Origin of the sequence: Streptomyces sp. NPDC090741 (genome assembly GCF_044769045.1) — a bacterium.
In the GTDB taxonomy this organism is placed as follows: domain Bacteria; phylum Actinomycetota; class Actinomycetes; order Streptomycetales; family Streptomycetaceae; genus Streptomyces.
In genome coordinates this window covers 79,036-104,726 of the sequence record NZ_JBIVXF010000022.1, presented here as the reverse complement: position 1 = coordinate 104,726, position 25,691 = coordinate 79,036, and the positions used below count along the sequence as shown (strand labels likewise).

General features: G+C 70.9%; 20 protein-coding genes and 1 pseudogene. 10 read left to right on the top strand and 11 right to left on the bottom strand.

What is annotated here, in order from left to right; all coding sequences use genetic code 11:
* Nucleotides 1-28: 28 nt before the first annotated feature.
* Together ACIQU4_RS38720 and ACIQU4_RS38715 are read left to right on the top strand one after the other, a co-directional pair.
* Nucleotides 29-1,771, top strand: coding sequence for a pyruvate dehydrogenase (locus ACIQU4_RS38720; RefSeq protein WP_403741427.1), 1,743 nt, complete (start codon nt 29-31; stop codon nt 1,769-1,771).
* Between the two features lie 200 nt (nt 1,772-1,971).
* A pseudogene (locus ACIQU4_RS38715) lies at nt 1,972-2,328 on the top strand (ATP-binding protein); the annotation flags it as partial.
* Between the two features lie 138 nt (nt 2,329-2,466).
* On the opposite strand, the gene ACIQU4_RS38710 reads toward ACIQU4_RS38715, so the two are convergent.
* Together ACIQU4_RS38710 and ACIQU4_RS38705 are read right to left on the bottom strand one after the other, a co-directional pair.
* A complete protein-coding gene (locus ACIQU4_RS38710) occupies nt 2,467-3,528 on the bottom strand; it encodes a DUF2637 domain-containing protein (RefSeq protein ID WP_403741424.1) in 1,062 nt (353 codons plus the stop codon).
* A 204-nt stretch (nt 3,529-3,732) separates the two neighbouring features.
* Entirely contained in the window at nt 3,733-4,584 is an 852-nt protein-coding gene (locus tag ACIQU4_RS38705; protein ID WP_403741421.1) for a (2Fe-2S)-binding protein, read from the bottom strand.
* A gap of 196 nt (nt 4,585-4,780) precedes the next feature.
* On the opposite strand from ACIQU4_RS38705, the gene ACIQU4_RS38700 reads away from it, so the two are divergent.
* Nucleotides 4,781-5,395 (top strand): GntR family transcriptional regulator, encoded by a 615-nt coding sequence (locus ACIQU4_RS38700; protein WP_403741475.1) that lies wholly within the window; start codon nt 4,781-4,783, stop codon nt 5,393-5,395.
* Between the two features lie 43 nt (nt 5,396-5,438).
* Here ACIQU4_RS38700 and ACIQU4_RS38695 read toward each other — a convergent pair whose 3' ends face one another.
* Together ACIQU4_RS38695 and ACIQU4_RS38690 are read right to left on the bottom strand one after the other, a co-directional pair.
* A complete protein-coding gene (locus ACIQU4_RS38695; RefSeq protein ID WP_403741418.1) occupies nt 5,439-6,227 on the bottom strand; it encodes a hypothetical protein in 789 nt (262 codons plus the stop codon).
* Between the two features lie 175 nt (nt 6,228-6,402).
* Nucleotides 6,403-8,082, bottom strand: a complete 1,680-nt coding sequence (locus tag ACIQU4_RS38690) for a PucR family transcriptional regulator (RefSeq protein ID WP_403741416.1) — start codon at nt 8,080-8,082, stop codon at nt 6,403-6,405.
* Nucleotides 8,083-8,337: 255 nt separating this feature from the next.
* Between ACIQU4_RS38690 and ACIQU4_RS38685 the strand changes: the two genes are divergently transcribed.
* From ACIQU4_RS38685 to ACIQU4_RS38660, 6 genes are all read left to right on the top strand, one after another.
* Nucleotides 8,338-9,234, top strand: a complete 897-nt coding sequence (locus ACIQU4_RS38685) for a xanthine dehydrogenase family protein subunit M (protein WP_030155403.1) — start codon at nt 8,338-8,340, stop codon at nt 9,232-9,234.
* A gap of 2 nt (nt 9,235-9,236) precedes the next feature.
* On the top strand, nt 9,237-9,842 hold the full coding sequence (locus ACIQU4_RS38680; RefSeq protein ID WP_403741412.1) for a (2Fe-2S)-binding protein: 606 nt from the start codon (nt 9,237-9,239) through the stop codon (nt 9,840-9,842).
* 2 nt (nt 9,843-9,844) lie between these two features.
* Nucleotides 9,845-12,250, top strand: a complete 2,406-nt coding sequence (locus ACIQU4_RS38675; RefSeq protein WP_403741409.1) for a xanthine dehydrogenase family protein molybdopterin-binding subunit — start codon at nt 9,845-9,847, stop codon at nt 12,248-12,250.
* A 370-nt stretch (nt 12,251-12,620) separates the two neighbouring features.
* Nucleotides 12,621-14,084 (top strand): NCS2 family permease, encoded by a 1,464-nt coding sequence (locus ACIQU4_RS38670; RefSeq protein WP_403741406.1) that lies wholly within the window; start codon nt 12,621-12,623, stop codon nt 14,082-14,084.
* Between the two features lie 74 nt (nt 14,085-14,158).
* On the top strand, nt 14,159-15,322 hold the full coding sequence (locus ACIQU4_RS38665; protein WP_403741403.1) for an XdhC family protein: 1,164 nt from the start codon (nt 14,159-14,161) through the stop codon (nt 15,320-15,322).
* 103 nt (nt 15,323-15,425) lie between these two features.
* Nucleotides 15,426-16,745 carry a YncE family protein gene (locus ACIQU4_RS38660; protein WP_403741400.1) on the top strand — a complete coding sequence of 440 codons (1,320 nt, stop codon included), beginning with the start codon at nt 15,426-15,428 and terminating at the stop codon, nt 16,743-16,745.
* Between the two features lie 330 nt (nt 16,746-17,075).
* Here ACIQU4_RS38660 and ACIQU4_RS38655 read toward each other — a convergent pair whose 3' ends face one another.
* The 6 genes from ACIQU4_RS38655 to ACIQU4_RS38630 form a co-directional block, all read right to left on the bottom strand.
* Nucleotides 17,076-17,396, bottom strand: a complete 321-nt coding sequence (locus tag ACIQU4_RS38655; RefSeq protein WP_403741397.1) for a DUF6087 family protein — start codon at nt 17,394-17,396, stop codon at nt 17,076-17,078.
* A gap of 100 nt (nt 17,397-17,496) precedes the next feature.
* Nucleotides 17,497-18,624: an ATP-grasp peptide maturase system methyltransferase gene (gene tgmC, locus ACIQU4_RS38650; protein WP_403741394.1), complete on the bottom strand. Its 1,128-nt coding sequence runs from the start codon at nt 18,622-18,624 to the stop codon at nt 17,497-17,499.
* Nucleotides 18,621-19,574, bottom strand: coding sequence for an ATP-grasp ribosomal peptide maturase (gene tgmB / locus ACIQU4_RS38645; RefSeq protein ID WP_403741391.1), 954 nt, complete (start codon nt 19,572-19,574; stop codon nt 18,621-18,623). The genes tgmC and tgmB overlap by 4 nt, the downstream gene beginning before the upstream one ends.
* A complete protein-coding gene (gene tgmA / locus ACIQU4_RS38640; RefSeq protein WP_403741388.1) occupies nt 19,571-19,870 on the bottom strand; it encodes a putative ATP-grasp-modified RiPP in 300 nt (99 codons plus the stop codon). The genes tgmB and tgmA overlap by 4 nt, the downstream gene beginning before the upstream one ends.
* Before the next feature lie 430 nt (nt 19,871-20,300).
* Nucleotides 20,301-20,471, bottom strand: coding sequence for a hypothetical protein (locus ACIQU4_RS38635; protein ID WP_403741385.1), 171 nt, complete (start codon nt 20,469-20,471; stop codon nt 20,301-20,303).
* Between the two features lie 168 nt (nt 20,472-20,639).
* On the bottom strand, nt 20,640-21,821 hold the full coding sequence (locus ACIQU4_RS38630; protein WP_403741382.1) for a helix-turn-helix domain-containing protein: 1,182 nt from the start codon (nt 21,819-21,821) through the stop codon (nt 20,640-20,642).
* A gap of 257 nt (nt 21,822-22,078) precedes the next feature.
* Between ACIQU4_RS38630 and ACIQU4_RS38625 the strand changes: the two genes are divergently transcribed.
* The gene (locus ACIQU4_RS38625; RefSeq protein ID WP_403741379.1) at nt 22,079-23,311 is read left to right on the top strand and encodes a GNAT family N-acetyltransferase; all 1,233 of its coding nucleotides are present in this window, start codon (nt 22,079-22,081) and stop codon (nt 23,309-23,311) included.
* A 33-nt stretch (nt 23,312-23,344) separates the two neighbouring features.
* On the opposite strand, the gene ACIQU4_RS38620 is transcribed toward ACIQU4_RS38625, so the two are convergent.
* Nucleotides 23,345-25,576: a germacradienol/geosmin synthase gene (locus ACIQU4_RS38620; protein WP_403741376.1), complete on the bottom strand. Its 2,232-nt coding sequence runs from the start codon at nt 25,574-25,576 to the stop codon at nt 23,345-23,347.
* Nucleotides 25,577-25,691 lie beyond the last annotated feature (115 nt).

Sequence of the window (25,691 nt, the reverse complement as noted above, 5' to 3'; positions counted from 1 at the left end):
CCGGCGGGCAACGAAAGGGCGCCTCTCCATGGGCAAGCAGAACGTGGCCGAGCAGTTCGTCGACATCCTCGTACGCGCCGGCGTGCGCCGGATGTACGGAGTCGTCGGCGACAGCCTGAACCCCGTCGTCGACGCCATCCGCCGGACCGACGGCATCGAGTGGATCCAGGTCCGGCACGAGGAGACCGCCGCCTTCGCCGCCGGGGCCGAGGCCCAGATCACCGGGCGGCTCGCCGCCTGCGCGGGCTCCTGCGGCCCCGGCAACCTGCACCTGATCAACGGCCTCTACGACGCCCACCGCTCGATGGCCCCGGTCCTCGCGCTCGCCTCCCACATCCCCTCCGGCGAGATCGGCCTCGGCTACTTCCAGGAGACCCACCCCGACCGGCTGTTCACCGAGTGCAGCCACTACAACGAGCTGATCTCCAACCCGCAGCAGATGCCCCGCGTGCTCCAGACCGCGATCCAGCACGCCATCGGCCGCAGCGGCGTCGGCGTGGTCGCACTGCCCGGCGACATCGCCTCCCTCCCGGCCCCGGAGAAGAGCATCGAGCACGCGCTCGTGACCGCGCGGCCGACCGTACGCCCCGGCGACGGGGAGATCGAGAAACTGGTCCGGCTGATCGACGGGGCCGACAAGGTCACCCTGTTCTGCGGCAGCGGCACCGCCGGCGCGCACGCCGAGGTCATGGAGTTCGCGGGCCGGGTCAAGGCGCCCGTCGGGCACGCCCTGCGCGGCAAGGAGTGGATCCAGTACGACAATCCGTACGACGTCGGCATGAGCGGGCTGCTCGGCTACGGCGCCGCCTACGAGGCCACGCACGAGTGCGATCTGCTGATCCTGCTCGGCACGGACTTCCCGTACAACGCCTTCCTGCCCGACGACGTGAAGATCGTCCAGGTGGACATCCGCCCCGAACACCTGGGCCGCCGCTCGCAGTTGGTCCTCGGAGTCTGGGGGGACGTACGGGAGACCCTGCGCGCCCTGAACGCCCGGGTCAAGGCCAAGACGGACCGCCGTTTCCTGGACCAGATGCTGAGGAAGCACGCGGACGCCCTGGAAGGCGTGGTGAAGGCCTACACCCGCAAGGTGGAGAAGCACACCCCGATCCACCCCGAGTACGTGGCCTCCGTCGTCGACGAACTCGCGGACGAGGACGCCGTGTTCACTGTCGACACGGGCATGTGCAACGTGTGGGCGGCGCGCTATCTTTCCCCGAACGGCAAGCGGCGCATCATCGGTTCCTTCAGTCACGGCTCCATGGCCAACGCCCTCCCGCAGGCCATCGGCGCACAGTTCACCGACCGCGGCCGTCAAGTGGTGTCGATGTCGGGCGACGGCGGCTTCTCGATGCTGATGGGAGATTTCCTCACCCTGGTGCAGTACGACCTGCCCGTCAAAGTGGTCCTCTTCAACAACTCATCACTCGGAATGGTCGAGTTGGAGATGCTTGTTTCCGGCCTTCCTTCGTACGGAACGACCAACCACAACCCGGATTTCGCGGCGATCGCCCGCGCGGCGGGCGCGTTCGGGGTCCGCGTCGAGAAGCCCAAGCAGCTCGCGGGGGCTTTGAGGGACGCGTTCCGGCACAAGGGACCCGCTTTGGTGGACGTGGTGACCGATCCCAACGCCTTGTCCATTCCACCCAGGATCAGCGCCGAGATGGTGACCGGGTTCGCACTTTCCGCCAGCAAGATCGTGCTGGACGGTGGCGTGGGAAGGATGATCCAGATGGCTCGATCCAATCTGCGCAACGTGCCGCGCCCGTAAGCCCGCAGGAGTGCGGATTGTCCCGGCGGGCATGCATCCCCGTAGACCAGTTCGAGATCCACGGGAACTTGCGGGGGAGGGGCATCGCCGTGCGGGTGGGGGCGAAGACCGGGAAGCAGTGGAGGAGAGGGCGGCCCGAACCGCGTGAACCGTCCGTCGAGGACGGGAGAGCGGTGGAGGCGGTGGAGATCACCCGAAGCATACGTCGGGCGGATCTCAAGGCGGTGGGCGAAGTGCGCCGGGCGTTACGGGAGTTGATGCGCCACCGGTGCCCGGCCGACATCGCGGAGGTGGCGGAGCTGCTGATCACCGAGCTCGTCACCAACGCCCTCGTCCACACCGACCAGGGCGCGGAGGTGTCCGCGAGGCTCGCCGCGGACCGGCTGAGGGTGGAGGTCCGGGACTACGCAACGCGCAGGCCCCGGCCGTACGTACCGACCGCCGACGACGGTACGCACGGCCGCGGACTGATGCTGGTGCAGGCCCTCGCCGACGCCTGGGGCGTGGACGCGCTCGTCCAGGCCGGCGGCAAGGTGGTCTGGTTCGAGCTGGACGGCGCCCCCGGGGGCCGGGCCTACGGCGGTGCGTACGGCGGTGCGTACGACGGTGCGTACGACGGTGCCTACGAAGGTGCCTACGACGGAGGGCCCGCCTGACCGGCGGGCCCTCCGGGGTCGGTCCTGCGCGCGCAGTCGTCAGCCGAACTGCTGCTCCAGGTCCTTGAGTTTGCGTTCGAGGGAGTCGAGGCGGGGGATCGTCTGAGTGTCGTCCTCGGCGGTGAGGTCCACCGTCCGGGTGCCGGTCACCTCAGCGATCTCGGGCCCGTGCACGGCCTGCAGGGAGGGCCGGCGGCGCGGGGCGGGCAGCTGTCCCGTTTCCGCTATGGCGGGCTCCGCGCCGACCGGCGCGGAGCCCGATCCGGGGGCCAGCCCCGGTACGTCGACCTGGCGGGCGCGGGAGCGTCCGAACGCCCGGTTCTGCCGGCCCAGGGCCTTGATGCGGGCCCGGTCCAGCCGGTTCTGGTCGCGCCGGCGGTGGCGGTCCTGCTCCCGCTCGCGCTTGTCCTCGCGTACCTCGTCGACGGCCTCGTCGAGGGTGCGGACCCCTTCCAGCAGCATGAGGGACCAGGCGCCGAAGGTCTCCCGGGGGGCCCGCATCCAGCGGACCATTCGGATATGCGGCAACGGCCTCGGGATCAGGCCCTGTTCGCGCAGCGCGGCCCGGCGGGTCTGCTTGAGGGCGCGGTCGAAGAGGACGGCCGCCGATAGCGACATCCCGGAGAAGAACTGCGGGGCGCCGTCGTGTCCGGCGCCGCGCGGCGCGTGCACCCAGTTGAACCAGGCGGCCGCGCCCGCGAACAGCCAGACCAGCATGCGGGAGCCGAGGGCCGCGTCACCGTGGCTCGCCTCGCGGACGGCGAGCACCGAGCAGAACATGGCGGCGCCGTCGAGGCCGAAGGGGACCAGGTACTCCCAGCCACCGGAGAGGTTCAGGTTCTGCCGGCCGAAGCCGACCAGTCCGTGGAAGGAGAGTGCGGCGGCGACCGCCGCGCAGCAGAACAGCAGGACGTAGGAGGCGGTTCCGTAGACGGCTTCCTTGCGCCGCCGACGCTCTTCGCTGCGCTCCCAGGTGTCCTCGGCCGCGGCTTTGTCGCCTTCCCGCTTGCCCCGGGCCAGTACCGCAACTGCCGCAAGTACGCCCAGGATCAGCAGGCTGCCGGGCAGCAGCCAGTCCAGCGATATGTCGGTCAGTCTCATGCGGATGTCCCTTGCCTCTGCCTCGCGTGTGCGGCCTTCCGGGAGCCATGGTGACTCAGGAGATCGACCCGGCACGCGGGTTTCGGGGCAAGTGGACGCCATCGGGGGGTGGGGCCCGCCGGATAGGGTGTTGTGACTCGAACTACCGCTCGTACGACCAGAGTTGCGTTCGATTATGGTCAGTCGTACGAGTGGGTTCAGAGGTCAGGCGGCAGCCGTGAGGCGGACGATGCGGTCCGCGTCGCAGGTGCGGGGACAGGTGGTGCAGGTGTCCTCGGGCCGGATCGTGTAGAAGAGGCAGCAGCTGGCCCGGTCCCGGGTGGGGAGCTGCTCGCCGCGCGGGCCTTCGAGTGTGCGGAACGCCGCGCCGGCGGTGTACGGGGCCGTCCGGCCGGGCAGCAGCGCCGCCAGCTCGGCCATGGCCCGGTGCTCCTCGTCCACGAGCTTCCCGAGGTGCCAGACGCCGGAGACGATCTCGTCGGTCACCATGCCCCACAGGGCGCGGCGGCCGCGCCGCATGCGCGGGCCGAAGCCCTCCAGCATCGGTTCGAGGTGGTGGGCCACCGCAGCCCGCACCTCGGCGCGCAGCGCCTCCTCGTCGGGCACGACACGGGCCCCGGGGAGAGCGGCCGCGGGATCGTCCGGCAGACAGGAGAAGGACTCGACGCGCACGCTCATGCGCCCCTGGGTCCGGTGGAACGCCACGTCCCGCGCCGTCAGGTGGGGCACCCGGCGGTCGAGGAACCAGGGGGCCGTGATGAGCAGGCACGCGGGCCACGCGTACCGGTGCAGCCCGAAGGTGGCCACCACGTCGGGACGGGCCTGACGGCCGTGGTCCCGCAGGACCTGGGCGTCGTCCCAGGCGAGGTAGCCGTCCACCTCGGGCCCGCCGGCCGCGAGCGCGTCCGCGCCGATCCACCCCACACCGCGAGGGGCGGGCTCGTGCGCCGCGCGCTCGACGACCTGGAGGCGGTCGTACGCCTGCGACAGACGTGCGTAAGCGTCCGCCACCGGAGAGCCGGCCGGGGGCGGGGCGACGACGGAGCTGTCGGGCATGGCGGGACCACCGATTCGCACGGTCGGAAGCAAGAGAGGTAAGCCTTACCTTATCTGATCTAGGGCGGCCGTACCAGCACCTGCGGGACCGATTCGCCTATTCTCGGGAGGGCGCAGGTCAGGTCGAGACCCCGAGGAGGACCGAGTGCACGAGGCGGCCCACGGCAGGGTGGCGGCGCTGATCCCGGCGCAGAAGATGCTGCGGCACTCGGTGCGCGGGCAGGTGCTCGACGCGCTGCGCGCCGCGCTCGTCGGCGGGGAGCTGGTGCCGGGGGAGATCTACTCCGGGCCGGCCCTGGGGGAGCGCTTCGGGGTCTCCGCGACGCCCGTGCGCGAGGCGATGCAGCAGCTGGCGCTGGAGGGGGCGGTGGAATGCCTCCCGAACCGGGGCTTCCGGGTGCTGTCGCGTACGCCGCGGACCCTGGCGGACCTGGCGGAGGTACGGGCCCTGCTGGAGGTGCCGGTGATGCTGGGCCTGGCCCGTACGGTCCCGGCGCAGGCCTGGGCGGCGCTGAGGCCGGCTGCGGCCGCAGCGGCCGAGGCCGCGGCGGCCGGCGACCTGGCGGGGTACGCGGACGCGGACCGGGCCTTCCACCGGGAGGTGCTCTCCCTGGGCGGGAACGAGCAGCTGGTCTCGGTGGCGCAGGAACTCCACCGCAGGTCCCAGTGGCCCCTCCCGGGGGCCCTGCGGACCCGCAGGGCGGAGCTCGTCGCGGACGCGGAGGAGCACACGGCCCTCCTGGAGGCCCTGATCGCGGGTGACCTCCCGCTGGTCGAACCCCTGCTCCGCGCCCACTTCACCGCCCGCTGAGCGGGGAGCCGACGGAGCCGCCGGGAGCCGCCGGGAGCCGCCCTCACACGCCTGCTGGGCTGGGTTTGTCCGGGTGGAGCTGATCGGCCAGCCAGGTGGGGATGCCGCCAAGAAGGTTGAACAGGCGGCGGGCCTCCGCGCGCAGGCGGGCCGCCTCCGGCTCCGGCTCGGCTTCGGCCAGTGCCGCCAGCGCGGGGGCCGTACCGATCAGGAAGCCGAGGTCCTCCCGGATGCGCAGGGACTCCGCGAAGCCCTTGCGGGCCTCCGCCACCTCCCCGTCCCGCAGGGACAGCGCCGCGAGGTGGCGCCAGGTGAACGACAGCAGCAGCGTGTCCCCGTGCGCCAGCGCCCCGGCATGGGCCCGGTGGTACGCGGGACGGGCCGACTGCGGGGCGTCCGCGAGGTGCTCCGCGACCAGCCCCCGCCGGAAGTCCAGCAGCGGGCGCGTCCGGGACCCGGGGGACAGCAGCGCGGCCGCCCGGCCCAGGGCGGAGCGGGCCTCGTCCGAGCGGTCGCGGACCCCGAGCACGGTCGCCGCGTACGCCAGCTGCCCCCGCTCGCAGGCCGCCGCGCCCCGCTCGTCGTCGTCGCGGGCCACCGCCTCGGCGACCCGCAGCGCGTCCTCCGCCTCCGCCCAGCCCTGCCCCGTGAACAGGCACCGCTCGACCAGCAGCGCGGTCCGCTGCACGGCCGCGCCGGCGTCGTGCAGGTGGGGTGTCAGCAGGGCTGCCGCGTCGGTCCAACAGCCGCGCGAGCGCAGCCGCCATATCGCCCGCTGGAGGGGGTCGTCTCCCCCGGTAGTTCCGGCACCGGACATGGCGGTATCCGCCACATTGCCCTCCCCAAAGCAACCAAGCAGCACGTCGTTGAGCCCTGGGGCGAAATGAGAGCACGGATCGGAGCCTTCGGCCAAGGGGTCGGGTGAACTCTTTCACAAAGTCCGGACGACGTGTCAGGCGTATGGTCGTCACCGCCCGGCCGCGGGGGACCGCCCCGGCCGGATCCGTTCAGCTCATCCGCAGTGCCAGGAAGAAGTCGAGCTTGTCCTCCAGCCGCGAGAGGTCACGCCCCGTCAACTGCTCGATTCGCCCGACCCGGTACCGCAGCGTGTTGACGTGCAGGTGCAGCCGCGTCGCGCAGCGCGTCCACGAGCCGTCGCAGTCCAAGAACGCCTCCAGCGTCGGGATGAGCTCCGCGCGGTGGCGGCGGTCGTAGTCCCGCAGCGGGTCCAGCAGGCGCGCCGTGAAGGCGCGGCGCACGTCGTCCGGGACGAACGGCAGCAGCAGCACGTGCGAGGCCAGCTCGTGGTGGCCCGCCGCGCAGACCCGGCCCGGGCGCGCCGCGGCGACCCGGCGGGCGTGCCGGGCCTCCTCCAGGGCCCCGCGCAGCCCCTCCGCCGAGTGCACGGCGGCGCTGACGCCCAGGGTGAGCCGGCCGTCGTCGGCGAGACCCGCCTGCAGGGGCTCCCGTACGGCCGAAAGCAGCTCGTCGGCGTGCAGGGCGCGGTCCGGGCCCTTCTCCTCGCCGGGCTCCGCGGCGAGCGCGGGCAGCGGTACGAGGGCGATGGCCTCGTCGCCGGCGTGGGCCACGGCGATCCGGTCCGAGGGCTCGGGCCCCGAGAGGGACGGGTCGACCAGGATCTCCTCCAGCAGCGACTGGGCCACCGGGCCGCCGGGGATGTCGCCGCCGTCCCAGTCGACCCGGGCCACGACGACCTGCCAGTGCGGGGCGGTGCCCAGCCCGGGCAGCAGCACCGGGGCCGCGACCCGCAGGCGGGCGGCGATCTCGGCGGGCGGGGCGCCCGTCTGGACCAGTTCCAGCACCTCCTGGGCGAGGCGGCGGCGCACCGTGCGGGCCGCGTCGCGCCGGTCGCGCTCGACGGCGATCAGCTGGGTCACGCCCTGGAGCAGGTCGAGCCGCTCGGCGGGCCAGTCCCCGGCGTCCGCCTCGACGGCCAGCAGCCAGTCCGAGAGCACGCTTTCCCGCACGTCACGGGCCCCGGGGCCGCCCGGGCCGCGGCCCGCTCCCCTGATCGGGAAGAGGGAGTACGTAATACCCTGGATGGAGATCCGGTGCGGGCCCCTGCGCCCGGTGCGGACCGCCGCCAGGTGCTCGCCGGCCAGGGCCGCACAGACGCCCGGTGCCAGCGGTTCTCCCGCGCCGGCGATCTGCCGGCCCGTGGGGGACAGCACCCAGGCGCGCAGATCGAGGTCGGTGGTGAGCAGATCGAGCACCACGTCGGGTCCACCGCCCGCGGGGCCTGACGTCATCAGGCGGCGGTGCCGGTCCACGACGGCCGCGAGATCGCCCGCGCGCTCACCGGAGACCTGCCGCACCACGTACTCGGTAATCGTGGCGAATGCAACGTCTTCGTTCACGGCGAACAACGGCAGCCGGTTGCGCCGACAGGCTGAAACGAGATCGTCGGGGATGTCCCCCAGCTCCGCCTCGCCGGCCGCGAGGCCGGCGACGCCCGCGCTCGCCAGGATTCGTACGAACGGCTCGGAGTCGGCCGAATTTCTTCGCCAGGCCAGGCCGGTGAGGACGAGTTCGCCCCCCGTGAGGTATCGGCTGGGATCCCGTAGGTCGGTCGTCATGACGCCGCGGACCGTCCGGTCGAGTTCGTCCTCGCCGCCCAGCAGCCGCAGCCCCAGCGCCTCGGTTTCCAGCAGTGCGCGCAGCCGCATGGTGTCGCCGCCGATCTGTCTCGAATGTTGCCGTTGGAAATCGGGCAGGTCGTTGCATCCTGCCTTTCATACGAATCTACAAGACGAGGGAGGCCGCCAGCCAACTCCTTCATGGTTTCGGTGACTGCACCCGAAGGACGCACGGCTTGTGTACTGGCTCCACACCGCGTTAACAGCACGTGAACGACCAGTCGAGGGCCCCCCGGGCCTCCTGGCTTGAAGTGAACGACACGATGAAGAAGAAGAGAGCCGCACATGGACTTCCTTCGCCCCGCCAGCTGGGAGGAGGCGCTCGCCGCTAAGGCCGAGTACCCCACAGCTGTGCCGATTGCGGGTGGCACCGACATCATGGTCGAGATCAACTTCGACCACCGTCGGCCGGAGTACCTCCTGGACCTGAACCGCATCGGCCTGCTGCGGGAGTGGGAGGTCGGCGAGGACGTGGTCCGGCTGGGCGCCTCCGTTCCGTACACGCAGATCATGGAGAACCTCCGGACGGAGCTCCCGGGTCTCGCGCTCGCCTCGCACACGGTCGCGTCCCCGCAGATCCGCAACCGCGGCGGCGTCGGCGGCAACCTCGGTTGCGCCTCGCCGGCCGGCGACTCCCACCCCGCGCTGCTCGCGGCGGGCGCCGAGGTCGAGGTGGAGTCCGTACGCGGCTCGCGCCTGATCCCGATCGACGAGTTCTACACCGGCGTGAAGCGCAACGCGCTCGCCGCCGACGAGCTCATCAAGACCGTCCACGTGAAGAAGGCGGACGGTCCCCAGCAGTACTCCAAGGTCGGCTCCCGCAACGCGATGGTCATCGCCGTCTGCGCGTTCGGTCTGGCGCTGCACCCCGAGACCCGCACGGTCCGTACGGGCATCGGGTCGGCCGCGCCGACCCCGATCCGTGCGAAGGCCGCCGAGGAGTTCCTGAACGCCGCGCTCGAAGAGGGCGGTTTCTGGGAGTCCGGCAAGGTCATCACCCCGTCGATCGCCAAGCAGTTCGGTGACCTCGCCACCGGCGCGGCCAACCCGATCGACGACGTCCGCGGCACGGCGAAGTACCGCCGTCACGCGGTCGGCATCATGGCTCGCCGCCAGCTCGTCTGGACCTGGGAGCAGTACCGCGGAACCGGCCACGGCCGCTCGCTCGAAGGGGCTGCGTAATCATGCGCGTCAATTTCACCGTCAACGGCCGTCAGCAGGAAGCCGACGACGTCTGGGAGGGCGAGTCCCTCCTCTACGTGCTGCGCGAGCGGCTCGGCCTGCCGGGCTCGAAGAACGCCTGTGAGCAGGGCGAGTGCGGTTCCTGCACCGTCCGTCTCGACGGCGTGCCGGTCTGTTCCTGTCTGGTGGCAGCCGGCCAGGTCGAGGGCCGCGATGTCGTGACCGTCGAGGGTCTGGCGGAGTTCGCCAAGCAGCGCGAGGAGCACGGCCACGGCGGTGCGTGCGGCACTGGCGGCGGTTGCGGCAGCAAGGGCGTGTCCCTGGACGCGGCCAAGCGGTGGCAGTCCAAGCCCGGCGACTCCCAGACCGGCGAGGGCGTCGAGCTCTCCAACATCCAGCAGGCGTTCATCGACGCCGGCGCCGTGCAGTGCGGCTTCTGCACCCCCGGTCTGCTGGTGCAGGCCGACGCACTGCTCGAACAGAACAGCGATCCGTCCGACCAGGACATCCGTGAGGCCCTGTCCGGCAACCTCTGCCGCTGCACGGGCTACGAGAAGATCCTCGACGCGGTCCGCCTGGCGGCCGCCCGTCAGGGAGAGGCGGTCTGACCATGGCTCAGAACACCCGCACGGTACCGGCCGGCACGCCGACCAACGTCACCCAGAAGCACAACAAGGGCGGCATCGGCGAGTCCACGCTCCGCCCGGACGGCACCCTCAAGGTCACCGGCGAGTTCGCGTACTCCTCGGACATGTGGCACGAGGACATGCTCTGGGGGCAGACCCTGCGCAGCACCGTCGCCCACGCCGAGATCGCCTCGATCGACATCTCCGAGGCCCTCGCGATGCCGGGCGTCTACTCGGTGCTCACGTACGACGACCTGCCGGCCGCGATGAAGAACTACGGCCTGGAGATCCAGGACACCCCGGTCCTGGCCAACGGCCGGGTGCGCCACCACGGTGAGCCGGTCGCCCTCGTGGCCGCCGACCACCCGGAGACCGCCCGCCGCGCGGCCGCCAAGATCAAGATCGACTACCGGGAGCTGCCGGTCGTCACGGACGAGGCCTCGGCCCTCGCCGAGGACGCGCCGCTGATCCACCCGGGCCGCGACGACCACCACTCCGGTCACGTCCCGCACCCGAACGTCGTGCACCGCCAGCCGATCATCCGCGGCAACGTGGAAGAGGCCCGCAAGCGCGCCGACGTCATCGTCGAGGGCGAGTACACCTTCGGCATGCAGGACCAGGCCTTCCTCGGCCCGGAGTCCGGCCTCGCCGTACCCGCCGAGGACGGCGGTGTCGACCTCTACGTCGCCACCCAGTGGCTGCACTCGGACCTCAAGCAGATCGCCCCGGTCCTCGGGCTCCCCGAGGAGAAGATCCGCATGACGCTCTCGGGCGTCGGCGGTGCCTTCGGCGGCCGCGAGGACATCTCGATGCAGATCCACGCCTGCCTCCTGGCCCTGGCCACGAACAAGCCGGTCAAGATCGTCTACAACCGGTTCGAGTCCTTCTTCGGCCACGTGCACCGCCACCCGGCGAAGCTGTACTACGAGCACGGCGCCACCAAGGACGGCAAGCTCACGCACATGAAGTGCAAGATCGTCCTGGACGGCGGCGCGTACGCGTCCGCTTCCCCGGCGGTCGTGGGCAACGCCTCCTCGCTGTCGGTCGGCCCGTACGTCCTGGAGGACGTCGACATCGAGGCGATCGCGCTCTACACGAACAACCCGCCCTGTGGCGCGATGCGCGGCTTCGGCGCCGTCCAGGCCTGCTTCGCGTACGAGGCCCAGATGGACAAGCTCGCGGCGAAGCTGGGCATGGACCCGGTCGAGTTCCGCCAGCTGAACGCCATGGAGATGGGCACGATCATGCCCACCGGCCAGGTCGTGGACTCCCCGGCGCCCGTCGCCGAGCTGCTGCGCCGGGTCAAGGCCCGTCCGCTGCCGCCGGAGCGCCAGTGGGAGACCGCCGGCGAGGGCGCGGACGTCCGCGCACTGCCCGGCGGCCTCTCCAACACCACCCACGGCGAGGGCGTCGTACGCGGTGTCGGCTACGCCGTCGGCATCAAGAACGTCGGCTTCTCCGAGGGCTTCGACGACTACTCCACCGCCCGCGTGCGCCTGGAGGTCATCAACGGCGAGCCCGTCGCGATGGTCCACACGGCCATGGCGGAGGTCGGCCAGGGCGGTGTCACCGTCCACGCGCAGATCGCCCGTACGGAGCTGGGCGTCACGCAGGTGACCATCCACCCGGCCGACACGCAGGTCGGCTCCGCCGGTTCCACGTCCGCCTCGCGGCAGACGTACATGACCGGTGGCGCCGTGAAGAACACCTGCGAGGCCGTCCGCGAGGCAGCCCTGGAGATCGGCCGCCGCAAGAACGGGTCCTACCACCCCGCGTGGGCGACCGCCGAGCTGCTCCTCGAAGGCGGCAAGGTCGTCACCGACGGCGGAGAGGTCCTCGCGGACCTCGCCGACATCCTGGAGGGCGAGGACGCGATCGACCTGGAGCTGGAGTTCCGGCACCGGCCGACCGTCGCCTTCGACCTGAAGACCGGGCAGGGCGACGGCCACGTCCAGTACACCTTCGCCGCCCACCGCGCGGTGGTCGAGGTGGACACCGAGCTCGGACTGGTCAAGGTCGTCGAGCTGGCGACCGCGCAGGACGTCGGCAAGGCCCTGAACATGCTCTCCGTGGTCGGCCAGATCCAGGGTGGCACCACCCAGGGCCTGGGCGTCGCGATCATGGAGGAGATCATCGTGGACCCGAAGACCGCGAAGGTGCGCAACCCCTCCTTCACGGACTACCTGATCCCGACCATCCTCGACACCCCGACCATCCCGGTCGACGTCCTGGAGCTCGCCGACCCGAACGCGCCGTACGGCCTTCGCGGCATGGGCGAGGCCCCCACCCTGTCGTCCACCCCGGCCGTCATCGCGGCGATCCGGGCGGCGACCGGTCTGGAGATCAACAAGACGCCGATCCGTCCGGAAGCCCTCACCGGCACCCTCTAGGACGGCCTGGTCCGGGGGCCGCGAGGCCCCCGGACCCCCACAGACTCTCCGGGCGGTGTGACACACCGGGAACGTCACACTTCCTGTCGCACCGCCCGGAGCCAGAAGTCCGGAGAACGAAAAGACCGCACCGCTCGCGGTCCGTCCCACCGGCAGTACCCCCACGAAGCACCCGGTGGCCCCGGCACCCCGGAGCCGCCACCAGCACCACACCAGTACCGCAGAACCCCCGCAGTACCCGCAGTACACGCAGTGCATTTCGCGTCGCCTCGGGCCGTCACCCCGGGTCGTGCAGCCAAACGGAGTTTCCCAAATCCCGCGTCTTCAATCTCCATGCGGGTGCCCCTGTGAACCTTGGGAGTTAGGCACCATGACCCAGTCGTCTGTAGAGCCCAAGACCAGCGCGGAAGAGGCCGGCGACGGCTCTCGCAACCCCGCCGGGCGTTCTTGGCTCGACCGGTACTTTCACATCACCCACAGAGGTTCCAACGTCGGCAATGAGATTCGTGGCGGAGTCACGACCTTCATGGCCATGGCGTACATCCTCTTGCTCAACCCGCTGATCCTCTCCGGCAAGGACGTCGCCGGAGACACCCTGAGCCAGAAGGCTCTCATCACCGCCACGGCTTTCGCCGCGGCCCTGACCACGCTCCTCATGGGCTTCGTCGGCAAGGTCCCGCTGGCCCTGGCCGCGGGCCTGTCGGTCTCCGGCGTGCTCTCCTCGCAGGTCGCCCCCCAGATGACCTGGCCGCAGGCCATGGGCATGTGCGTGATGTACGGCGTCGTGATCTGTCTCCTGGTCGTCACCGGCCTCCGCGAGATGATCATGAACGCCATCCCCCTCGCGCTCAAGCACGCGATCACCATGGGCATCGGCATGTTCGTCGCCCTGATCGGCCTCGTGAAGGCCGGCTTCGTCGGCAACGGCGGGGAGTTCGCTCCGCCGGTCCAGCTCGGTCCGGTCGGCCAGCTCGCCGGGTGGCCCGTCCTGATCTTCTGCATCACCCTGCTCACCATCTTCATGCTGCAGGCCCGCAAGGTCCGCGGGGCGATCCTCATCGGCATCATCAGCGGCACCGTGATCGCCGCGATCGTCAACGCCGTCGCCGACGTCGACGCCAAGGCCTGGCGCAACGGCCCGCCCACCCTGGACGGCTCCGCCGTCTCGATGCCGGACTTCTCGCTCTTCGGCGAGGTCTCCTTCGGTGGCTGGGGCGAGGTCGGGGCCATGACGGTCGGCATGATCGTCTTCACGCTCGTGCTCGCCGGCTTCTTCGACGCGATGGCCACCATCATCGGCGTCGGCACCGAGGCCAAGCTGGCCGACGACAAGGGCCGCATGCCGGGCCTGTCGAAGGCGCTGTTCATCGACGGTGCCGGCGGTGCCATCGGCGGCCTGGCCGGCGGTTCCGGCCAGACCGTGTTCGTCGAGTCCGCCACCGGCGTCGGCGAGGGAGCCCGTACGGGCCTCGCCTCCGTCGTCACCGGCCTCTTCTTCGCCGCCTGCCTCTTCTTCACCCCGATCACGCAGATCGTCCCGGGTGAGGTCGCCTCCGCGGCCCTGGTCGTGATCGGCGCGATGATGATGCAGAACGCCCGCCACGTGGACTGGGCCGACAGCGCGACCGCCATCCCGGTCTTCCTGACCGTGGCGATCATGCCCTTCACGTACTCGATCACCGCAGGTGTCGCCGCCGGTGTGATCTCCTACGTGGCCATCAAGATCGCACAGGGCAAGGCCCGCGAGATCGGTGCCTTCATGTGGGTGCTGACCGTGATCTTCGTGATCTTCTTCGCGGAGCACCCCATCGAGGCATGGCTCGGGGTGAAGTAAGGCGGGGCCGGTGATCAGGCCCTGACCCTCCACGCATCCGATACTGGTAACCGAACCCCTCCGAGGAGGCCGCAATGCTGGACATCGCCGAAGAACTGAACCGGTGGGTCGAGCAGGGACGTGACTTCGCCGTCGCCACCGTGGTGGCGGTCGGCGGGAGTGCGCCCCGGCAGCCCGGAGCCGCACTCGCCGTCGACAGCGAGGGCACGGCCATCGGATCGGTCTCCGGCGGATGCGTGGAGGGCGCGGTGTACGAGCTGTGCCAGCAGGCGCTGGAGGACGGCGAGACCGTCCAGGAGCGCTTCGGGTACAGCGACGACGATGCCTTCGCCGTGGGCCTGACCTGCGGCGGGATCATCGACATCCTCATCACCCCGGTGCCGGTGGGATCCCCCGCGCGGGAGGTGTTCGCGGCCGCGTTGGCGGCGGCCTCCCGGGGGGAGGCCGCGGCGGTGGCCCGGATAGCCGAGGGTCCGGCCGAGCTCCTGGGCCGCGCCGTGCTCGTCCGGGGCGAGGGCGGCTACGAGGGCGGTTTCGGGGGCCACCCGGAACTGGACCGCACCATCGCCGAAGAGGCCCGCGCCATGCTCGACGCCGGCCGCACGGGTGTGCTGGAGATCGGCGCCGACGGCCGGCTCTGCGGAGAGCCGCTGAAGGTGCTCGTCGAGTCCAGCGTCCCGCCGCCGCGGATGATCGTCTTCGGTGCGATCGACTTCGCGTCCGCCCTGGTGCGGATCGGCAAGTTCCTCGGCTACCACGTGACCCTGTGTGACGCCCGGCCCGTTTTCGCGACGAAGAACCGTTTCCCCGAGGCGGACGAGATCGTCGTCGAATGGCCGCACCGCTACCTGGGGGCCCAGTCCTCGGCGGGCTCGGTCGACGGCCGGACCGTCCTGTGCGTACTCACCCACGATGCCAAGTTCGACGTGCCGCTCCTGGAGCTGGCCCTCAAACTGCCCGTCGCCTACGTCGGCGCCATGGGCTCCCGCCGCACCCACGAGGACCGCAACAAGCGGCTCAGGGACGTCGGCGTGACCGAGCTGGAGCTGGCCCGGCTGCGCTCCCCGATCGGCCTCGACCTCGGCGCCCGCTCCCCGGAGGAGACCGCGCTGTCCATCGCTGCCGAGATCGTCGCGAACCGCCGCGGCGGTTCGGGCGCGGCCCTTACCGGGGCGCACATACCGATCCACCCGGACAGCTCGAAGACCGTGATCGGCCGGATCGGCTCGGTCGCCTGAAGCGGAGAGGTGCAGGGCGCAACCCCGTGAGGGTTGCGCCCTTTTGCTGTTCCGCATATTTTACCGGCCGGTAACAGCGCCTTCCTGCAACGGAGTTGAGCGGATGTCCCGGACCGCACGCACCCCCCGCACGGCACGCACCGCCCGCACCCCCGTCCGTACGCTCCTCGCCGGCTGTGCGCTGATCGCGGCCTCGCTGGCGGGAGGGCCGGCATCGGCATGGGCATCGGCACCGGCATCCGCCCCGGCTCCGGCCCCGGGTGCCGCCGCCGTCGGCCCCGGCGTCCGCGAGGTGCTGTTCGTCGGGAACAACTGGGAGGGCACCGCCGATGTGCTCGCCTCCACCGGCGACCTCGCGAAGGTGGGCCGGCTCAACATGATCCCCGACAAGGAGGAGCGGCTCCGGGAGATCTACCTCAACCCGATCAAGCTCGCCTTCTTCCTCGGCATCCGCGGCGGCGCGGGCGAGGGCCACGACCAGTTCGTGGACGACATGTACACCACCCCCGACGGCTCCGCCGTGGTCGCCTCCCGCCCCAGCTTCGCCGACGTCGTCTCGATCGACGTGCGCACGGGCCGGATCAACTGGCGCTTCCCGGTCTCCGGCTTCCGCTCCGACCACATGGCGGTCTCGCCGGACGGCACCCGGGTCGCGGTCTCCGCCTCCACCGCCAACACCGTGCACGTCCTCGACATCGCCACCGGGCGGCAGCTCGGCTCCTTCCCGACCGGCGACAAGCCGCACGAGAACACCTTCAGCCGAGACGGCCGCTTCCTGTGGAACAGCTCCATCGGGGACGTGACCTCCGCCCTGGACGCGCCGTGGCTGGACTGGACGAAGGGCGACCGGAAGATCACCGTCGTCGACGCGCAGACCTTCCGCACCGTCCGGGTGATCGACATGCGCGAGCGGCTGGACGCCTTCGGCCGCTCGGACCTGTCCGACGCCGTCCGGCCGATGTCCTTCAGCCCCGACGAGTCGAAGCTCTACTTCCAGGTGTCCTTCTTCAACGGGGTCGTCGAGTACGACGTGGCCGCAGACCGGATCACCCGGATCAAGGAACTTCCCCGCAACCCCGCCACCAACGCGGACCGCACCGCCTGGGTCAACGACTCCCGCCACCACGGCATGTCCATGAGCCCGGACGGGTCCAAGCTCTGCGTCGCGGGCACCATGGACGACTACGCCACCGTCGTGGACCGCGCCTCCCTCACCGAGGGGCCGCTGGTGCCCGCCGACAAGCCGTACTGGGCCACCGTCGACGGGGACGGCACGGCGTGCGTGATCTCCGAGAGCGGTGCCGACCGGGTCACCGCCATCGACTTCGCCACCGGGACCAAGCGGGTCTCCGTCCCCGTCGGCGACCACCCGCAGCGCGTCCGTCTCGGCCACGTCCCGACGGGCTGGACGGGCCCGCAGTAGGCGCGATCGGCGCGCCTACCCGAGATCTTTGAACGCCAGTCGGTGGCCGAAGTTACCGTCGTCGACGGGAGGATCAGGTCGCCTATTTCCAGGAGGAATTCAGCTCGGGCCTCAACGATGCGGTAGCCCTGCTCGGTGTACCGGAGAGCGAGGTTGGGATCGTTCTCCGGGAAGCTGAGGGAGATCATGGCGGTGCCCCGCGCACGGGCGATGGCTTCGAACCCGTCCATGAGGGGCCGTACCGATGGGCGTGGTGACAGTTCTTCGGGCATACCGCGCTCTCGATGTGAGGACGGGCCGGTCTGCGTTTCGATCGTCGGTCGACCTGCTTCAGGGCCCGGTCTTTCGGTGACGGCCGGTGCCGGGGGCCAGCGGGTTACGTCCGGTGATGGAGCCGGTCGTCTCGGCTCGGTCGGTAGGCGCGGCTTCGGGTGTGTGGCTGAGGGCACGGCAGGCCGCCGTGTGGTTCTCCACCGTCGACAGCGCCTGCCAGGCGAAGCCGTCCCATTCGAGGATCAGGCGCGGGGCGTTGGGGGCGAGGTGGGCGGCGCGCTGCGGGCCGGCGCCGAGAGTGATGGCCTTCTTCTCGCCGGGCTTGCGCAGGCGCACTTGGCGACGTGCGGCCCACCGGTCGAGGGGTTCGTCTTCCACGTCGTACCTCCCTGGAGCAGGGCAGCACCCTGCCGGTATCGGAAAGCGCGTCGCCCCCTTCCCGTGAGAACGGAGGAGGGGGGCGCTGCTGTGCGAAGGATCAGGCAGTGGGCCAGGTGATCGTCTGCCGTTCGGGGGTGACGGTGACCTCGAACCGGTCCAGGGTGGGGGCGCCGTCCTTCCTCCAGCGGGTGAGGTGGTCCTGGACGTCATCCCACAGCCGGTCAGAGCCGCCCTGGCGCACGAGCCACCGGCCGCTGTCCTCGTAGAGCGCGGCCCAGGACCCGCCTTCGACGTCGAGCAGGACGTGTTCCGTGCGGCCGTCGCGGCTGAGACTGATCCGCTGGGCGCGGGGGGCTGCGAGCTGGGCGACGAACCGTGTGTCCCAGGCGTTGACGACGTCGGCGCCGAGGAGTGCGGCGTGCTCGTCACCCTGGTCCAGGTCGGGAAGGACTCCGAGTGGGGGAGGTGTCTGCGGCCGGGCGAGCATGAACGAGATCTGCCCGCCGAGGAGACGGCCGAAGGCGGTGCCGTCCTCCTTCACGGTGAGGCGGGCGAGTTCGGAGGAGTACATCCAGCCGCCGAGGGTGGCCAGGATGATCCCGCCGGGCCGGGTCTGCTCGATCCAGGCCTGAGGCAGGGTGACGATGCCGCATGTGGCGATCACCCGGTCGTAGGGGGCGCTGTCCTCGTGTCCGGCCAGGCCGTCGCCCACGATCCTGTGCGGGGCGTAGCCGAGTGCTCCGAGCCCGGCGCCCGCGCGGGCGGACACTTCCGCGTCGACTTCGATGGTGGTGACCAGGTCGTCGCCGAGCCGGTGGCACAGGAGTGCGGTGGAGTAGCCGGTGCCGGTGCCGATTTCGAGTACGCGCTGGCCGGCTTCGACCTGGAGGTCTTCGAGCATCCGCACGACCAGGCCGGGCATTGTGCTGGACGACGTCGGGGAGCGCAGGATCTCACCCCGGATGTCCCCGGGGGTGATGGCCCCGGCGATCTGGGTGACTAGGGACTCGTCCTCGTAGCAGCGCTCCAGCCACAGCGAATCGTCAGGCATGACCGGCGTCCAGGCCGTGGGCTGCCCGGGAGTGTCGAGCCGGTCGAAGAATCCACCCCGGAGGAACTCGTGCCGGGGTACTGCCTCCACCGCTTCCTGCCAGGGCCGGGTGCGGAGCTGCCCCCCGGCGGTTAGCTGTGCGGCGAGCCGCTTCCGCAGCTCCTGGTCGCTCACATCATCTTCCTTTCGAGGAGGTCCGCCATCGCGGCGACCATTGGCAGCCCTGTCTCCGGTTCCATCCAGGCCCATTGACCTGACGGGTTGCACTCCAGGAACCACCACTGCCCCACGGTGTCGATGGCGAAGTCGAACGCGCCGAACAAGAGGTCGAAGTGGGCGAGGTAGGCGCGCAAGGCCTCGGTGATGCCGGGCGGCGGGTGGACGACTCTGTACGTCAGCCTGTCGTAGTCGGTGCGCCAGTCCAACAGGGCGGAGTCGATGCGGACGCAGAAGATCTGATCGCCGATCACGGTCACGCGCACATCGGCGGTCTTGTCGACGAGGTGCTGGAAAAGGTGAGCCGTGCCGGCCACGGAGTCGTCGATCTCGTCGGCTGACACCTCCAGCACTTCGACGGTGCAGGAGACGCCGTTCTCGTCCCGGTACAGCGGCGTCGACAACGGCTTGTAGATCACGGACTGGTAGTGCCGGATGAACTGCCTGGCCGCGTCCAAGTCCGATGTGAGCAATGTGGCCGGTACGCGGAAGCCGGAGGCCACGGCGGCGGCGAGGCCGGCGGGCTTGAACTCGGCGTCGCCGATGCGGTGCGGGTGGTTGACGTACAGGCAGTCCGGCAAGGAGGCGAGTACACCGCCGAGTCCGTAGCGGGCCTGTGTGATGGCGAATCGGGCCGTCTGGTCGTCCAGGTGGGGGAAGGTGAAGCCGGAGGGCCTGCGGTAGTACATGGACCGGACGCGCGAGAGGTCTGCTGTGCGAGACGGGGTGGTGAGGGAGCCCTGGATGCCGCGAGGCGTCATGTAGGCCGTGAACGACAAGGTGGTGGGGAAGTCCCCGGAGTCGAACCGCACGACCGGGACGCCCCGGCCGTGCAGCTCGTCAATCACCAGGTCGGCTGTGGGGTCGTCCAGGTTGGTGACGACCAGAACCGGACCTGTGGGGGTCACTGGTCGGTGTCGTTGCCCGTGTCGGAGTCTCCGCCCCCGGCCTGCCCGTCGGACGGGTTGCCCGTGTTCGTCGAGGGGTTGGTGCCGGAGCTGGTGCCGTGGCCGGGCATCTCCATGACCTGTCCGTGCACGTCCAGGTAGCGGCCGGTCTGGGTGACCGGGTCCAGCTCGACCCTCCCGTAACCCGGCGCGAACGCGGGGTACGGGGTCATTCGGCGCAGCCCCCACGGGGCGGGCGTGGTGATCCCGTTGGGTAGCGGAGTGCCGGTCGGGAGCCGGTCAGAGTGCACGTACATCTGTACCTCCATGGTCAGTGGTGGATGGATGACTTGCTGGTGGTGCACCCCGCCCGTACTCCGCGCCTGCGAGACGGGCGGGGCGGGGCGAGGAGTTCATGGGCCGGGGGCTCCGGCGATGGCCAGGACGACCACCAGGGGGCGGCCAGAACGACCCAGATGAGACACGCGAGTTGCTGCCGCCAATCCCACGGGTCCCGGTCTCGTAAGTGGGCCACCGGGGCCGCCAGTGGTTGTCTGCGGGTCGCGGACCGGAGGCGGTTACGGATCCACTCCACCCCGCTGCCCCCGGGGCGCAGAAACACCGCCTGCGGGTTCATCCTGCGGGTGCGCGGGTCTTCCCACTCGCCGACGAACTGAACGATCGCCTCGCACCCCTTCGCCGGGTCCAAGACGCGCGCACCTTCGTGCAGCCAGGAGGGGAGCGCGCTCACGTCTCCGGCTTCTCGGCCGGCTTCGGCGCGAAGCTGCGCAGGAATCTCTCCATCCCTGATTCGGCGCGGTCCCGGAGGGTGGGACTGGGATTCGGGTTGCCGAGGGCTTCGAAGGGCTCGGGTCGGTCCTGGAGCTGACGGGCAGCCGGGCGGCGGCGCTGGGTCATGGCGCATTCCTCGGGCGGGAGGGAGGCAGCCGGTCCCAGAAGGGGGACGACGGGGACGGGCTGCCCGCGGGGCTCCTCCAGAGTGATCGCGTCGTGGCAGGGAGTGAAGAGCGGGGGCGTAGCACTACCAGAAGCCGTGCAGGGCCGGAGTGCTATGGGGCGTGGCAGTTACGCGAGGGTGGCCCCGATGATCTTTGCGATTTTCCGGGACCGGGAGGTCGTGGCGTATCCGGCCCGTTGGGCGATGACGCCGGGGAGGGTTTGGTGGCGCACCCATTCGGGATGTGCCTTGCACACCGTCAGCAGCGTGTCCAGGCAGGTGTCGTATTGCTGGGCGTCGCACTGGGCAAGGGCGATGTCCAGCTGGAGTCGGTTCTGTGCGGCTCGGTGCAGTGAGGACCAGTCATGTACCGACTCGGCGAGGCGCAAGGCCTTGCCGGCCTTTCCGGTGGATACCGCGATGCCGACGGCCTGGGCGGTGACGGCGGCCGGGCCGAACGCGGTGCCGTTGACCATGACGTCACGGCTGAGCCGGGCGGCGACGGCGGACCCCTGAGACAGCAGATCATCTGCGGCGGCGGTGTCTCCCTGCCGGGCCGCGACGACGGCCGCGAAGGTGACGTGCCATCCGTAGGTGGCGAGGAGTACCGGATCACGATCGCCGTAGGTCGGCTCGATGCTGGTGTAGGAGACGTGCGCGGTGTGCTCGGCGTCATCGAGCCGGGCATCCCGGAGGCAGACCCATGAGCGCCCGGAAGCGACGGAGGCTTCCCGCACCGGATCTCCGGCCTGTCGGGCCTGGTCCGCGGCATGCCCGATGGCGGCGTACGCGAGGTCGCGGGCTCCAAGCTGGTTTGCGACGTAGGCGGAGAGGCGGTAGGCGTCGGCGAGCACTCCGCGTGCGGTCATGCGGTGGTCTTCGGGGGCGTCCGCGAGGGCTGTTGCCGCGTCTCGGACGGAGGATGTGGCGAGCTGTCCGGCGACCCCGACACGCCCGGCCCGGTAGGCGTCCCAGCCCGCCGCGAGATCGGCGGCGAAGCCGACGGGTTCCCTGTCGGTGCCGATCCCCGCTGCTGTGTCGTGGACCGTGCGCGACAGTTCGCGCAGGGTGGTCCGGTCGTCCGCGAGCATCGACCTCCGAGGAGCCTGCTGGCCCACGATCACGGAGATGTCGGCGCCCAGGGCGTGGGCCAGCCGTAGGAGGGTGGGCAGGGAGATCTGTCCCCGGTCCTGCTCGGCCTTGCGGATCGTGGCGATGGACAGGCCGGAACCTTCGGCGAGTTCTTCCTGAGTGACGGCTCCGCGCAGCAGTTTGATTCGCTGGCCGGTGGTGTGCTCGTTCCACTTCATGGCGTCCCCTTCGTCCTACCAGGACGGTACCGCTCGACCGGGAGCGGCTGGGGGCTACGCCCCGAAAACGCGAAAGCCCCCGCCGGTCCGGGGATTTCGGGTGGCGGGGGCTTTCTGCGTTCGCGCGCACCGGACCCCGCCGGCCCCGCCCTTTCGGGCGGCCGACGCCACTTTGACGACACTCCCCAGCGGTGCCCGTCGGCCATCCCGGGCTTTATGGGGTGAGCGGTCCGCGATGACCGATTAGTCTCCCGATCATGGTGGACATCCGTGAGGTACCCGAAGCCGACATCGACCGCGCTCTGGAGCTCGCGTACCTGGTCTTCCACGACCGACCCGAACCGGAGGGCCGTGAACGCCACCACGCCCTCCTGCGCCACTGCGCACGCCTCGGGGCCTACGACGGGGACGCGCTGGTCGGGTTCTTGGCCGCGCACGACTTCCGGCTCTCGGTGCCCGGGGCGGATCTGCCCTGCCCCGGGCTCACCTTCGTCAGCGTCGCCCCCACCCACCGCCGCCGCGGCGTGCTCACCGCGCTGATGGACGAGCAGCTGCGGCGCACGGGGGCCGCGGGCAGCCCGATCGCCGCCCTGTGGGCCTCCGAATCCGCCATCTACGGCCGCTTCGGCTACGGTTCGGCCACCCAGGGCGCCACCATCGAGATCGACTCGACGCGGCCGCTGGCCCTGCGCATCGCCCCGGACCCGCGCCCGCTGCGACTGCTCGCCCCCGAGGACGCGCTCGGGGTGATCGGGCCGTACCACGAGGCCGCCCGCGCCGGGCGGGCCGGCCGCCCGACCCGCGACGCGGAGCGGTGGAACGAGTCATGGCTCTGCGAACAGGACGAGGAGGACGAGGAGTTGGGCCCTCCCCGGATCATCGTCCTCGGGGATCCGGGCGAGCCGATCGCGGGGTACGTGCTCTACCGCACGAAGCACGAGGGCGACGGCGGCCCCGCCCGCAGCCCCGGCCTGGTCCGCGTCGACGAACTGGAGGCGGACACCCCGGCGGTGGCCGCCGCCCTGTGGGACTGCCTGGCCGGTCTCGACCTCACCGGCAGGGTCTCCGCGTGGGGCCGGCCGCTGGACGACCCGCTGCTCCGGTTCGCCGCCGACCGGGACCAGGTCAGGGTCACCGAGCAGTTCCCGGCGCTCTGGCTGCGCCTGGTCGACGTACCGGCGGCGCTGACCCGGCGGTCCTGGGCCGCGCCGGTGGAGCTGGTGCTGGAGGTGGCCGACGTACGGCTGCCGGCGAACGCGGGGCGGTACCGGCTGAAGGCGGGGCGGGGCGGGGCGACCTGCGAGCGCGCCGAGGCCCCCGCCGACCTGGAGCTCGACGTACGGGACCTCGCGGCCTGCTACCTGGGCGGGACCCGGGTCGCCGAGCTGGTCGCCGCCGGGCTGGTGGCCGAGCGGACACCCGGCGCGGCGGCGGCCCTGGACGCGGCCCTGCACACCCCCCTGCTGCCGCACACGGCGGACGAGTTCTGAGGCGTACCGGCCCCGCCACCGGGCTCCGCGGGATCAGGCGGGCAGTGAGATCCGGGCCGCCGCCATGCCGAACGAGGAGCTCCGGCCGAGCCGTGCCCCCGGGGCCCGGTCGTCGGTCTTCGGGTGCAGGTTCTCGTCGCGGTAACGGCTCACGCTCTGGTGCCAGTTGAGGACCGCGGCCATCCAGTCCTGCAACTCCCCCACGTACGCGTCGAGCGAGGCCCGCGCCTCCTGTCCGAGGCCGTAGTCCTCGTACAGGACCGGCAGTTGGTGGTCGCGAATGTGCTCGAACTCCTTCGTGCGCTGCACCATCAGGTCGGCGACGATCCGATGCGCCTGCGGGTAGTCGATGTCGAAGAAGTTCTGGGTGACGAGGACGTGGTTGTGCACCTCGCCCTCGACCTCGATCTCCTTCTGGTACGAGAAGAGGTCGTTGGTGATGCACCCGACGTCCGCCGCCGCGCTCTCCAGCGAGCGCATCACCCCGTCCCGGTAGACCTCGGGCGGGACACCGTCGCCCTCGTGGCCGAACTTGGCCAGGAACATCGTCAGGTACGAGCCGAACGTGAAGCGGCGCATCTCGGCGTAGTCGACCGGGTCCGGAATCCGGTTCATGACGGCGTTGCCGATCTCCCAGACCCAGCTGTCCAGCATTCCGATGACGTGCCCGCGCAGCTCCGCGCGCATCACGGAGCTCATCCCCGCGACGGTCCGGGCCCACAGGTCCTTCAGGCTCCGCTCCATCGGGGTGACCGGCTCCGGGGCCTCGGCCGGGTCGACCGGGATCATGGAGATCAGCCGGTCCGTCGTCACCCGGGCCGCGCCGGGGGACTTCGATCCGGCGAACACCTTGGGGTAGTAGTCGTCCGCGTACGTGCCCCAGGCCAGCCACTGCGCGCTCAGGCACAGGGCCTCGGCCGTGGCGTCGGGGTCGATGCCCGCCGAGCACAGGGCGAAGTCCATGCGGACCAGCTTGTCCTCGTCCCAGATGTCGGAGCCGGGATCGCCGGGCTGCGGCTGGAGCAGGCCCATCTCCCGGCACCAGAGCACCAGTTCGCGGCGGGCCCGGTCCAGGTGCCGGCTGAGGGTGAGGGGGAAGGGCATGTAGAAGTCGGGCAGCAGCGAAGGGCCCACCTTCCGGAACGGGACGTGCGTGAAGCTGCGGCGGCGCATCTCCATGGCGCGGGGGTTGAACACCGAGCGCAGGTCGAGGGCGGCGGTGCCCCGCCCGCTGGGCAGGAAGGGCAGGGTGAGCGGGGTCGCGCCCGCCCTCTTGGCCTCCCCGTTCATGTAGCGGCTGGAGACCATGTGCCACTCGTGGCCGCCGGACTGCCAGTCCTGCAGGCCCTTCGCGTACGCGAGTACGGACGCCATCTCGACGGGGTCGAGGCCGTGCTGGGCGGCGAGCGCGGGGACCTCGGCGAGGGCCGTGTACTCGAACTGCTGGAGCCGCGAGGTCAGCAGGTCGTTCGACAGGTCGGCGGCCTCCTGGGTGGTGCAGTCGAGGAAGGTCTCCAGGACCAGGATGGCGTTGGAGAGTTCGCCCTCCTGCTCCACCTCGCGCTGGTACGAGAAGATGTCGTTGCGGATGTGCACCGCGTCGGAGAAGGCGTCGCGGAGCACTTCGAGCGGGCGCGCGTGCGCCACCCGGGCCGGCACCTCGGCGGACACGTACTCGATCAGCCCGGCCGACCAGGGGGCGCCGCCGACCTTGCGGCGCATCTCGATGTACTCGAGCGGGTTGGCCACGCGGCCGATGTTGATGTTGTGGAGCTCCCACATCGACTCGTTGAGGAGGTTCCGCGTCGACTCGGAGAACCGTTCCCTCCAGTCCATCGACATCGCGGGCACGGTGCGCGACCACAGGTCCTTCAGGCCCGCCTCGACCGGGTTCGCCGGCTCGGGGAACCCGTCGGCGAGGTCCATCGGCATGAAGGCGGCCAGCCCGTCGAGGTACTTCTTGGCGCCCTCGCGGTCCTGGGTGCGCTTGTAGACCTCCAGGAAGTGATCGTCGAAGAAGAAGACCCACACGTACCAGTCGGTGACCAGGTTCAGCGCGTCGCCGCCGCAGTCGGGGTGGGTGTACGAGCACAGCAGCGCGTAGTCGTGCGAGTCGAGGTCCCGCTCGTCCCAGACGCCGGACCCCTCAAGCATCCCGAAGCCGCGGGCCCACTGCTTGGTGTGCGCTCGCGCGGCCTCCAGGTGGGGGTTCGGGCGGGCCGGATACGGCACATAGAAATCCGGCAGTTGAAACGGCTGTGTCACGGCGGGCTGGACCTTTCCGTCCGAGGGCGCGGGGCCCTTGCCTGCGGCCCCCCGCACGAGATCAGCAGCCCTCTACCCCTGCCGTCACCGGGACCAGGAAGAGTTCACCGCTTCA

Bases quoted from the DNA above. Each gene is read 5' to 3' on its own strand.
- ACIQU4_RS38665 (WP_403741403.1), top strand. From the start codon at position 14,159: ATGCTGGACATCGCCGAAGAACTGAACCGGTGGGTCGAGCAGGGACGT.
- ACIQU4_RS38635 (WP_403741385.1), bottom strand. From the start codon at position 20,471: ATGACCCAGCGCCGCCGCCCGGCTGCCCGTCAGCTCCAGGACCGACCC.
- ACIQU4_RS38690 (WP_403741416.1), bottom strand. From the start codon at position 8,082: ATGCGGCTGCGCGCACTGCTGGAAACCGAGGCGCTGGGGCTGCGGCTG.
- tgmA (WP_403741388.1), bottom strand. From the start codon at position 19,870: ATGTACGTGCACTCTGACCGGCTCCCGACCGGCACTCCGCTACCCAAC.
- ACIQU4_RS38700 (WP_403741475.1), top strand. From the start codon at position 4,781: ATGCTGCGGCACTCGGTGCGCGGGCAGGTGCTCGACGCGCTGCGCGCC.
- ACIQU4_RS38685 (WP_030155403.1), top strand. From the start codon at position 8,338: ATGGACTTCCTTCGCCCCGCCAGCTGGGAGGAGGCGCTCGCCGCTAAG.
- ACIQU4_RS38710 (WP_403741424.1), bottom strand. From the start codon at position 3,528: ATGAGACTGACCGACATATCGCTGGACTGGCTGCTGCCCGGCAGCCTG.
- ACIQU4_RS38720 (WP_403741427.1), top strand. From the start codon at position 29: ATGGGCAAGCAGAACGTGGCCGAGCAGTTCGTCGACATCCTCGTACGC.
- ACIQU4_RS38705 (WP_403741421.1), bottom strand. From the start codon at position 4,584: ATGCCCGACAGCTCCGTCGTCGCCCCGCCCCCGGCCGGCTCTCCGGTG.
- ACIQU4_RS38680 (WP_403741412.1), top strand. From the start codon at position 9,237: ATGCGCGTCAATTTCACCGTCAACGGCCGTCAGCAGGAAGCCGACGAC.
- ACIQU4_RS38630 (WP_403741382.1), bottom strand. From the start codon at position 21,821: ATGAAGTGGAACGAGCACACCACCGGCCAGCGAATCAAACTGCTGCGC.
- ACIQU4_RS38625 (WP_403741379.1), top strand. From the start codon at position 22,079: ATGGTGGACATCCGTGAGGTACCCGAAGCCGACATCGACCGCGCTCTG.
- ACIQU4_RS38660 (WP_403741400.1), top strand. From the start codon at position 15,426: ATGTCCCGGACCGCACGCACCCCCCGCACGGCACGCACCGCCCGCACC.
- ACIQU4_RS38670 (WP_403741406.1), top strand. From the start codon at position 12,621: ATGACCCAGTCGTCTGTAGAGCCCAAGACCAGCGCGGAAGAGGCCGGC.
- ACIQU4_RS38675 (WP_403741409.1), top strand. From the start codon at position 9,845: ATGGCTCAGAACACCCGCACGGTACCGGCCGGCACGCCGACCAACGTC.